11 protein-coding genes are annotated in these 9,964 nt (G+C 71.5%); 2 read left to right on the top strand and 9 right to left on the bottom strand.

From position 1 onward, the window contains the following. Together KME77_RS02765 and KME77_RS02760 are read left to right on the top strand one after the other, a co-directional pair. Window positions 1–425, top strand: a 425-nt coding sequence (locus KME77_RS02765) for a THUMP-like domain-containing protein (protein WP_443679094.1), incomplete at its 5' end; no start/stop codon positions are given. Window positions 426–679: 254 nt separating this feature from the next. Then, window positions 680–2,941, top strand: a complete 2,262-nt coding sequence (locus tag KME77_RS02760) for an apolipoprotein A1/A4/E domain-containing protein (protein ID WP_219461494.1) — start codon at window positions 680–682, stop codon at window positions 2,939–2,941. Window positions 2,942–3,052: 111 nt separating this feature from the next. Here KME77_RS02760 and tsaD read toward each other — a convergent pair whose 3' ends face one another. The 9 genes from tsaD to alr form a co-directional block, all read right to left on the bottom strand. Further along, on the bottom strand, window positions 3,053–4,084 hold the full coding sequence (gene tsaD / locus KME77_RS02755; RefSeq protein ID WP_219461490.1) for a tRNA (adenosine(37)-N6)-threonylcarbamoyltransferase complex transferase subunit TsaD: 1,032 nt from the start codon (window positions 4,082–4,084) through the stop codon (window positions 3,053–3,055). Next, on the bottom strand, window positions 4,077–4,508 hold the full coding sequence (gene rimI, locus KME77_RS02750; RefSeq protein WP_219461511.1) for a ribosomal protein S18-alanine N-acetyltransferase: 432 nt from the start codon (window positions 4,506–4,508) through the stop codon (window positions 4,077–4,079). Before rimI ends, tsaD begins: the two co-directional genes overlap by 8 nt. A gap of 56 nt (window positions 4,509–4,564) precedes the next feature. Next, window positions 4,565–5,209, bottom strand: a complete 645-nt coding sequence (tsaB, locus tag KME77_RS02745; RefSeq protein WP_219461487.1) for a tRNA (adenosine(37)-N6)-threonylcarbamoyltransferase complex dimerization subunit type 1 TsaB — start codon at window positions 5,207–5,209, stop codon at window positions 4,565–4,567. Window positions 5,210–5,236: 27 nt separating this feature from the next. Further along, window positions 5,237–6,187 (bottom strand): phosphotransferase family protein, encoded by a 951-nt coding sequence (locus KME77_RS02740; protein ID WP_219461481.1) that lies wholly within the window; start codon window positions 6,185–6,187, stop codon window positions 5,237–5,239. A gap of 33 nt (window positions 6,188–6,220) precedes the next feature. Further along, the gene (locus tag KME77_RS02735; protein WP_219461477.1) at window positions 6,221–6,754 is read right to left on the bottom strand and encodes a class F sortase; all 534 of its coding nucleotides are present in this window, start codon (window positions 6,752–6,754) and stop codon (window positions 6,221–6,223) included. A 3-nt stretch (window positions 6,755–6,757) separates the two neighbouring features. After that, window positions 6,758–7,450 (bottom strand): hypothetical protein, encoded by a 693-nt coding sequence (locus KME77_RS02730; RefSeq protein WP_219461473.1) that lies wholly within the window; start codon window positions 7,448–7,450, stop codon window positions 6,758–6,760. Window positions 7,451–7,588: 138 nt separating this feature from the next. Then, window positions 7,589–8,047: a tRNA (adenosine(37)-N6)-threonylcarbamoyltransferase complex ATPase subunit type 1 TsaE gene (gene tsaE / locus KME77_RS02725; RefSeq protein ID WP_308250513.1), complete on the bottom strand. Its 459-nt coding sequence runs from the start codon at window positions 8,045–8,047 to the stop codon at window positions 7,589–7,591. After that, the gene (locus KME77_RS02720; protein ID WP_219461469.1) at window positions 8,044–9,096 is read right to left on the bottom strand and encodes an alpha/beta fold hydrolase; all 1,053 of its coding nucleotides are present in this window, start codon (window positions 9,094–9,096) and stop codon (window positions 8,044–8,046) included. Before KME77_RS02720 ends, tsaE begins: the two co-directional genes overlap by 4 nt. Beyond that, window positions 9,093–9,964, bottom strand: an 872-nt coding sequence (gene alr / locus KME77_RS02715; protein ID WP_219461467.1) for an alanine racemase, incomplete at its 5' end; no start/stop codon positions are given. The genes KME77_RS02720 and alr, both read right to left, overlap by 4 nt.

The following is a 9,964-nucleotide window of genomic DNA, read 5'->3' as shown; positions in this document are numbered from 1 at the left end:
GCGGCCACCCGATCGCCGCCCGCGGCGTGCGGGCGGCGCCCGGCCCCGTCGGCCGGTACGTGTACGAGCCCGACGGGGCCGCGATCCGCGCACACCTCGTCGGGGAGGTGGCCGAGATGGTCAACGGCCGACTCCCCGACCCGATGATCGCCTACATCACCGGCGACGAGCCGTTCGACACCCCGTGGGCCGCTCGTTATGAAGTGGAAGAAGTGCTGCCGTTCTCACTGAAGCGCCTTCGAGCGACCCTTAGAGAACGGCAAATCGGAAATGTCGTTATCAAGAAACGCGCCTCGGCGGTGGACGTCGATCGGCTGCGAAACGACCTGCGCCGACTTCCTGGTGATAAATCAGCGGTAATCATGCTTACCAGAGTCATGGACAAGCCATCAGTCCTGATTTGTAACCCATCCTCACCTGCGTAAACGACAAAGCGGGGCGTACATCCACCAACCCCGATCTTTTCCTTCGCCCCTGACGGTCCATGATCAAGAGGCTATGGTGGGCACGCGGGAGTCTCCCCTGTAGCGGTCAGCCGCGTCTCCTTTTTCATGTGCATAAACCGGACCTATCCCAATGCTGCGCGGCATACCGTCGGCAAGCGAAGGAGCTTTCGGTGGATCATTCCAACCACACCACCCTTCTGCAGGCAGGCGGACATGGCGCCATATCCGACAGGATGCGAGACTTGCTGGCGCGCGCGGCGCAGGATCACGTGTACGAGCAGCGCACCCAAGGGGCGGTGCTCGACGAGATCCGGCAGCGCCTCGAAGGCATGGAGTGGCTGCTGCGCGAGGTGCGCGAGCGCGAGCTGGGCGGCCTGAGCGGCACCCTGGAGGCGGTGAGCGGGCGGCTCGACGACATCGCCGCCAAGCCGCCGATGTGGGCCGAGGGGCTGGCTCAGCACGTCGAGGCCGTACGTGACCACGTCGACGCCGTGGGCGAGCAGCTGGGCACCGTCGACTCCCACGTGGAGTCGGTGCAGCAGCGGGTGGCCCCGGTCTCGGAGCTGCCGGGGCTGTGGGCCGAGGTCGGCAGCGTCGGCGACAATGTCGACGAGGTGCTCACCAGGCTGCAGTCGGTGCTCGACTCCACCGACGGCATCACCAAGCGGGTGGGCGAGCTGGCGGCCAAGCTGACCCAGCTGGGCACCAGCATGGAGGTGGCCGCCCACCGCTTCACCCGCATCGACAAGTCGCTCACCGAGCTGACGGCCCGCACCGACCGCGTCGAGAGCGCGGTGCTGGAGCTGCCCGACGGCATCGACGACAAGCTGGCCGCCACCGCCGAGCAGCTCGACACGAAGATCGCCGGGTCGGTGGAGCAGCTCGACGCCAAGATCGAGACCTCGGTCGAGCAGCTCGACACGAAGATCACCGCCTCCGCGGAACGTCTCGACGCCAAGGTCACCACCGCCGCCGACCGGCTCGATGCCAAGATCGCCCATGCGACCGGCCGCCTCGACGCCAAGGTGAGCGCCACCGGCGAGCAGCTCACCGCGACCGCCGAGCAGCTCACCAGCACCGCCGACGACCTCGGCGCCCGGATCGACAGCGCCGAGCACCACCTGGCCGGCCGCCTCGGCGAGGCCGACCAGCGGCTGGCCGACCTCGACCAGCGGCTCACCGGCCGCCTCGACCAGACCGAGCAGTCCCTGGCCGCCCGCCTCGACCGGGCCGACGAGGGCATGGCGAGCCGCCTTGAGGAGAGCGAGCAGCGCCTGTCCGTACGCCTCGACGGCGTGGACGACACGCTCGCGGCGGTCGACGGCAAGCTGAGCGCCGCCGACGGCAGGCTCGGCACGGTGGACGGCAAGCTCGCCACCATGGACAGCAAACTCGCCACCGTGGACGGCAGGCTGGCCACCGCCGACAGCAAGCTGAGCGGCGTGGACGGCAAGCTCGGCGCCATCGACGGCAAGCTGAGCGCGGTCGACGGCAGGCTGGCGGCGGTGGACGACCACATCGGGGCCACCGACGAGTGCCTGGCCGGTCTCGACACCCGCCTCGACGGCGTCGACGGCAGGCTAGGCGGCCTGGAGGGCACGCTGCTCACGGTCGACGGCCGGGTCGGTGGGCTCGACGACAGGCTGCTCACCGTGGACGGCAAGCTGGGCGCGGTCGACGGCAGGCTCGGCGCCGTGGACGGCAGGCTGAGCAGCGTCGACGGCAAGCTCGGCGCTGTAGACCGCAGGATCGACGGCATGGACAAGCAGCTGGGCGCCGTCAGCGGCCACCTGTCCGGCCACGACGACCGCTTCGACGCGCTCGACGGCCGGATGGACGGCTGCTTCACCCGCCTCGACGAGCGGCTGACCGCCGCCGCTCAGCAGGTCACCGACTCCGCCGTACGCAACGAGGGCCGCTTCAACCAGCTCGACAACGGCCTCGACGCGCTCGACGAGCGCCTGGGCGAGGCGGAGGAGCACCTGACCAGCCGCTTCGACGGCCTCGGCAACCGGGTCGGCGAACTGGCCACCCAGGTCACCGGCGTCGACATCTCGATGACCGGCCTGAGCACCCAGCTGACCAGCGTCGACACCACGGTGACCGGCCTCGGCACCCAGCTCAACGGCGTGGAGACCAACCTGACCGGCCTGGCCGTACGCGCCGAGCAGGCCAACGAGCACCTCGAAGCCGTGGACGACCGCATCGAGGCCGTCAACCAGCGCATCGGGCAGCTTCCCGCGACGCTCAGCATCAGCGACCGGGTCCGCGAGCTGCTCGACTCCCAGACCACCGACCAGGGCGAGCGGCTGGCCGCGGCGGCGGCGGTGCTCACGGAGCTGGTCGAGGCGCGGCCTGACCGCGACGAGCTCAGCCAGACGGTCACCGACATCGTCGCGCCCGCCACGACCGACCTCACCAAGCGCCTGGGCGCCCTGGAGGAGACCATGCTCGCCCTCGCCGAGGCGCTCCTGCGCCCCACGCGAAAGGACTGAGCCCCGGGGGCACGGGCCGCCAAGAGGGCCCGCCAGTTCCCAGGGCACAGGCCCGCCGTGAAGGGCCGCCGAACGCGTCTCACAAAGGCGGCGGCCCCCCGTACGGCGTCGTCACACGTGGACGGTCGTGATCGGCATCGACGAGTCGGCCGGGATGTCCAGAGCCGACGGCGTGATCCCCGCCGCGACCAGGTCCGACCCCAGCGCCGCCACCATCGCCCCGTTGTCGGTACACAGCCCCGGCCGGGGCACCCGCAGCCGCACCCCGGCGGCGTCGCAGCGCTCCTGGGCCAGCGCCCGCAGCCGTGAGTTGGCCGCCACGCCGCCGCCGATCAGCAGGTCGTCCACGCCGTACTTCTTGCACGCCTGCAACGCCTTGCGGGTCAGCACGTCCACCACGGCCTCCTGGAACGAGGCGGCCACGTCGGGCACGTGGATGGACTCCCCGGCCGTCTCCCGCGCCTCGACCCAGCGCGCGACGGCCGTCTTGAGCCCGGAGAAGGAGAAGTCGAGCGTGCCGTCGTCGATCTTGCCGCGCGGGAAGGAGATGGCGGTGCCGGAGCCCGAGGCCGCCTGCCGGTCGATGTGCGGCCCGCCGGGGAACGGCAGCCCGAGCACCCGCGCCACCTTGTCGAACGCCTCCCCGGCCGCGTCGTCCACGGTGGAGCCGAGCGAGATCACGTCCTGGGCCACGTCGGGCACGAGCAGCAGCGAGGAGTGCCCGCCGGAGACCAGCATGGCGATGCAGGGCTTGGGCAGCGGGCCGTGTTCGAGCTGGTCGACGGCCACGTGGGCGGCCAGGTGGTTGACGCCGTAGAGGGGCACGCCGAGGCCGAGCGCGTAGGACTTGGCGGCGGCGACGCCCACGAGCAGCGCCCCGGCCAACCCGGGGCCGGCGGTGACGGCGATGGCGTCGATGTCGGAGAACTTGAGCGAGGCCTGCGCCAGCGCGGCCTCCACCGTCGGCGTCATGGCCTCCAGGTGGGCGCGCGAGGCGACCTCGGGCACCACGCCGCCGAAGCGGGCGTGCTCCTCCATGCTGGAGGCGATCGTGTTGGCCAGCAGCGTGTGGCCGCTGACGATGCCGATGCCGGTCTCGTCGCAGGACGTCTCGATGCCCAGGACCAGGGGTGCGTCAGCCATCCAGCTTCCTTCTCATCATGATCGCGTCGGTGCCGTCGTCGTAGTAGCGGCGGCGGCGGCCGATCACCTCGAACCCGAAGTGCTCGTAGACGCCCCGCGCCTGCGGGTTGTCGGCGCGGACCTCCAGGAAGATCTCCCGCGCCGCGCGCCTGCGGGCCTCGGCCAGCAGCTCGCTCAGCATGGCGCCGCCGATGCCGGTGCCCTGGTGGGGGCGCAGGACGGCGATGGTCTGCACGTCCGCCTGGTCGGCGGCGGCGGCCAGGCCCGCGTAGCCGACGATCTGGCCGTCGAGGACGGCGACCAGGTAGTGCCTGGTGCGCGGCTGGTCGGCCAGCTCGCCGCGCATCATGCCCTCGCTCCACGCGTCGAGCGGGAACGTGCTGTGCTCGATCGCCATGACCGCGGGCAGGTCGGCCTCGGTCATCTGGCGCAGCCGCACGCCGCCGTCCGCACCGCCGCCGCCCTCGCGGGCCTGGAGCGTCACGCCGTCACCTTCTTGGGCGCCCCCGGCACCACCGCGTCGGGCCGCCGCAGGTAGATCGGCCGCGCCGGGCCGAGCGTCTCCCCGGCCGCGAGCCGCTCGGCCGCCAGAGCGGCCAGGAAGCCCCCGTACGGGTACGGCGGGGCGTCGCTGTGCCCGAGAACGTCCGGATACAGCCCTGCTCCGGCGCCGACCACGGTCAGCCCCTCCACGGGCACGTCGGCGGGCCGATCGACGAACGGGCCGTCGAGCCTGGTACGCGCGTCGGAGTAGCGGCCCCAGAACACCTCCCTGCGCCGGGCGTCGGTCGCCACGAGGAACGGCTCGCCGAGCCCGCTGCCGTAGGCGACAGCGTCGAGGGTGCACACCCCGTACGCGGGAACGCCCAGCGTGGTGGCCAGGCCCTGCGCGGTCATCAGGCCGACGCGCAGGCCGGTGTAGGGGCCGGGGCCGCTGCCCGCGACGACGGCGGTGACGTCGGCCAGCGCGGCGCCCGCCTCGCGCAGCACGGTCTCTATGGTGGGGGCGAGCAGCTCGCCGTGTCTTCGGGCGTCGACCGTGGTCGACTCGGCGAGCACACGCTGCCCATCGTGGAGCGCGGCCGTCACGGCGGGTGTCGCGGTATCAAAGGCCAGGACCAGCACGACTGCTTAGCCTACCCGCCCGCGGGGTCACGCCCAGCCGGTGCGTACTTTCAGCCAGTCGAGCGCCACCACGCCCTGCGCCCGCTGGAAGGCCCGGACCGTGGGCAGCCCGGGTGGCGGCGGCTGACGGCTCATCCGCACCATGAAGCCGGCCATCGCGGTGATCACCGCGGTGGCGGCCGGGTCGGGGTCGGGGAAGAGCTCCTGCGGCGGCGGCCCGCCCTGCATGGTGACCGAGGGCAGCATGCACGCCAGGTCGATCCAGGCCGCGCCGACGCAGGCCCACGGCCAGTCCACGACGTAGAGGCGGTCGCCGGCGAACAGCATGTTGTCGGCCCGCAGGTCGGCGTGGAGCAGCGTGTCGCCCGCGGCGGCCTCGGCCCAGCCGGACTCCAGCTCGGCCAGCTCGCCGAGGTGGCGCAGCGCCCACGGGTCGAGGCCGCTCGTGTCCTCGTCGAGCAGGCGGCGCCAGCCGTCGAACATCTCGCCGAACGCCTCCCCGATCGGCGGGGCCTCGATCGGGGCGGGGGTGAGCGCGGCGGACATGTTCCGTACGCCCTCGATGACCAGGTCGAGCTCGTCGCGACGCCACGGCAGCGACGGGTGGCGGCCCTCGACGTCCTCGAAGACCAGCACCACCCAGCCCTCGGTCTCGAAGCTGGTCAGCAGCCGGGGCGCCGGCACGGAGGCGGGCAGGGCGGCGGCGATCCTGGCCTCGTCGCGGTAGATGCGCACGCTGTCGGGGTTCGGCTCGGGGCCGACGGCCTTGACGAACGCGCGGCGGCCGTTGGCGGCGCGCAACCGCACGGCGGCGGCCGGGGAGAACCCGCCCGGCTGCGTCACGGCCTCGCCGACGGGGGCGCCGAGGAACTCCTCCACGGCCGCGCGGACGGCCGGGTGCACCTCCTGCCACGGCACCCGCGCTCCTGAGGCGGGCGGGCTGGGATCCTCACTCAGCGGGTCGGTGTGCTCACTCATGACTCCATGGTCCCGAGGGACGCAAGCGTTTTTTCACGCCTCGGAGGCGTAGACGATGATGTTGTCCAGGTACTCGCCGGTGGCGTAGTCGAACTTGCCGCCGCAGGTGACCAGCTTGAGCCCGTTGCCGCCGTACACGCGGTTGGCCGGGAACTTGTCCTTGTGGACCTGTTCCACCGAGTCGACCTTGTACTCGACGGTCTTGCCGTCGCTGCGCTCGACCTTGACGACCTCGCCCTTGCGCACCTGCCTGAGCTTGAAGAACACAGCCGGGGCGGTCTTGGTGTCCACGTGCCCGATGATGACCGAGGAGCCCTTCTCGCCGGGCACCGCGCTGCCCGTGTACCAGCCGGCGAGCTTGGGCTTCTCGTACGGCGGCAGCTCGACCTCGCCGTTCTTGAGTCCGAGCTTCATCAGCTCCGCCTCGACCTTGATCGAGGGGATGTCGATGCTCTGCGGAACGACGGATGCCGCCGGTTTTGAGCTGTCCTGGTACGTCTTGCCGAAGGCGACCAGCACGAGTCCCGTGATGGCCCCCGCGAGGACCACCCGTCCGGGCCGGGCCATCGGCTAGCCCCGGACGCGGCGCTTGATCAGCAGACCTGCCGCCGCGACGATCCCGAGCCCGACCAGCCAGCCCATCGGCCCTATCGGCATGGAGGACTCGTCGTCGACGTCCTTGCCGAACGTGCCGCCGCCGCCCGCCCGTGGCGCCTTGGTGGGGGCCTTGGTCTCGTCGGTGGTGTCCGGGGTCGCGCGTACGACGCGCAGCGTGGCCCTGCCGGTGTCGTTGGTGCCGTCGCACTTGACGTCCACCACGTACGTGCCGCGGGCGACCGTGCCGGACACCGTCGCCTCGCCGCGCACCCACGGGCTGGTCGGCGAGGTGCTCGGCGACGGCGAGATCGTCGAGGAGGCGGGCACGGTGGCCAGCGTCACGCCGCTGAGGAACGCCTTGGACGAGGCGGTGCCGGTGTGCGCGGGGCCGCCGGTCGGGATCGGGCAGTTGGCCAGGATCCAGACCTTGGACGACTCACCCGCGATCACGCGGTCGGGGTTGAGCTGGACGACGATGGGCTTCCTGGAGATGGTGACGGTCGGGGACGTGGTGACCGTCGGACCGCCGCCACCGGGCGTGGGTGTCGTCGCAGGAGTCTCAGCCGAGGCTGTGCAGCCCGTCAGGCCGATCATGACGATGGCTCCCGCGTACGCGACTCGCCTGACCCTGAGCACCGCCGCACCCCACTCCGCGCTGTCCTTCACCAAGCATCCACCAAAAAAGTGGCTGCCGCCCCTCCTGATACCCAGAATTTCTGGGCGAATCCCTTACCAATGATCATGATTTATATCGTCGGCCAGGTACGTCAAGGGTGACAGCTTTGCCGTGTCGCAGCGCGTGTTTTACTTTTCCGCAGGTTCCACCGGCGTGTCGGCCCACCGGGCGCCGACGCCGCGCAGCGTGACGACCCGGGTGTCGTCGCCGTCCTCGCGGTCGATGTGGATCTCCAGCCGGTCGTCGGACAGCCCCTCGACCAGCCCCTCGCCCCACTCGACGACCGTCACCGACTCCTCCAGCGAGGCGTCGAGGTCGAGGTCGTCGACCTCCAGGTCACCGCCCAGCCGGTAGGCGTCCACGTGGACGAGCGGCGGCCCCTGGCGCAGCGACGGGTGCACCCTGGCGATCACGAACGTGGGCGAGGTGATCGGCCCGCGCACCTTGAGCCCCTCGGCGACGCCCTGCACGAGCGTGGTCTTGCCGGCGCCCAGGGGGCCGGACAGGATGACCAGGTCACCCGGGCGCAGCAGGGCGGCCAGGCGGGCGCCGTACGCGCGCATGTCCTCGGCGGTCGGCAGTCTCACGCGAGCTCCACGCGCTTGATCAGGTCGCGCAGCGCGTCGTTGACCACGCCGGGACGCTCCAACTGGATGAGATGCGAGGTGTCGGGCACCTCGGTGAGCTGCGCCTTGGGCAGCGCGGCGGCCATGGCCTTGCTGTGCTCGGGCGGCGTCAGCCAGTCTTTGTCGCCGACCAGGATCGCGGTCGGCACCGGGTCGAGGACGTGCAGGGCGGCGAGCTTGTCATGGTTCATCAGCGCCGGGTAGAAGTCGGCGAACACCTCGGTCGGGGTCGCCCTGATCATCGTCTCGGCGAAGTCGACGAGGGTCGGGCTGACGTTCCTGGAGTCGCCGAAGCCCATGTAGCGGGTGATCAGGAAGGCGATGTCGTGGCCCGCGTGGCGGGTCTTGTCCACGAACGCGCCCCGCCTGCCCAGCATGGAGATCGTCGAGGGGGCGACCTTGTGCACGGCCTTGGACACCAAAGCGGGCAGCCCCAGCGTCAGCTCGGCCAGCTTGCCGGCCGAGGTGGCGATGAGCGACACCCCGCGGATCTTGTCCCCGAACAGCTCGGGGTGGCGGTCGGCCAGCGCCATGATCGTCATGCCGCCCATGGAGTGGCCGACCAGCACGCACGGGCCGGGCACGAACCGCTCGATCACCTCGGCCAGGTCGTCGCCCAGCCGGTCGATCGTGCTGTCCTCGGCGGCGGCGCGCTGCGAGCGGCCGTGCGAGCGCTGGTCCCACAGCACCATGCGGTAGGTGTCGCGCAGGTCGCGACGCTGGTAGTGCCACGACTCCAGGCTCAGGCAGTAGCCGTGACAGAACACGATGGTCAGCGGCGCCTCTTCGGGGCCGTCGATCTCCACATGAATCGCCATGCTGTCGGAAGTGATCAGCGTGCGGTCCCTGCCGCGCAGCTCGCCGAACCGCTCGCTCGCCTCGGTGTCGGGGCGCAGCCGGATGCGGCCCACCGCGTAGCGCTTGGCCAGCGCCGCCGCCGCCACGCCCGCCGAGGCGGCGCCGACGATCGCGCCAGCGATCCCTACCTTCCGCCGTGTTGTCGTCGTCATGTCCCCGATCCCTTGTAAACCCTTGGCACTCGCGAACCGATCCTGGTCACGATCTCATGCGTGATCGTGCCGAGGGTATCCGCCCACTCCTGAGCGGTCGGCTCGCCCCTCCCCCCTGGCCCGAACAAGATGACCTCGTCCCCCGCGGCCAGCGGGTCGTCGCCCATGTCGATCATGAACTGGTCCATGCACACCCGGCCGGCGATCGCCCTGCGGCGACCCCCCGCCAGCACCTCAGCGCGCCCCGTGGCATGCCGGAGTATCCCGTCGGCGTACCCGAGCGGCACCAGGCCAAGCGTGGTCTCGGCGTTCGTGACATAAAGGTGCCCGTAGGACACCCCTGAGCTCTCGGGCACCCGCTTGACCAGCGCGACGCGCGCCACCAGCGTCATGGCCTGCCGCAGCCCGAAGTCGCCCAGCTCGGGGACGGGGCTCAGCCCGTACATCGCGATGCCCGGCCTGACCAGGTCGTAGTGGGTGCGCGGCAGCGTCACGATGGCGGCGGAGTTGGCCAGGTGCCTGATGACGTGGGAGCCGCCGGCGCCCGCCTGCTCGGCCAGCTTGAGCGCGCTCTCGTACGCCTCGATCTGCGCCTCGATCGAGCCGTGACCGGGCATGTCGGCGCAGGCGAAGTGGGACCACAGCCCGACGATCTCGACCACGCCCTCGGCCCGCAGCTCGACCGCCCGCCTCAGCAGGCCCGGCCAGGCGGCCAGCGGCGAGCCGCCCCTGCTCATGCCGGTGTCGGCCTCCAGGTGCATCCTGGCGGTGCGCCCGGTGCGCCGCGCCGCGGCGGCGATCTCGTCCAGCAGCTTCTCGTCGGACGCCGACAGCTCGACGCCGGCTTCGAGCGCGGCGTCCACCGGCT

The sequence above is a fragment of the Nonomuraea rhizosphaerae genome (assembly GCF_019396405.1).
Classification (GTDB): domain Bacteria; phylum Actinomycetota; class Actinomycetes; order Streptosporangiales; family Streptosporangiaceae; genus Nonomuraea; species Nonomuraea rhizosphaerae.
Note: the sequence above shows the minus strand (reverse complement) of the source record. Positions and strands in the feature narration are given on the sequence as shown.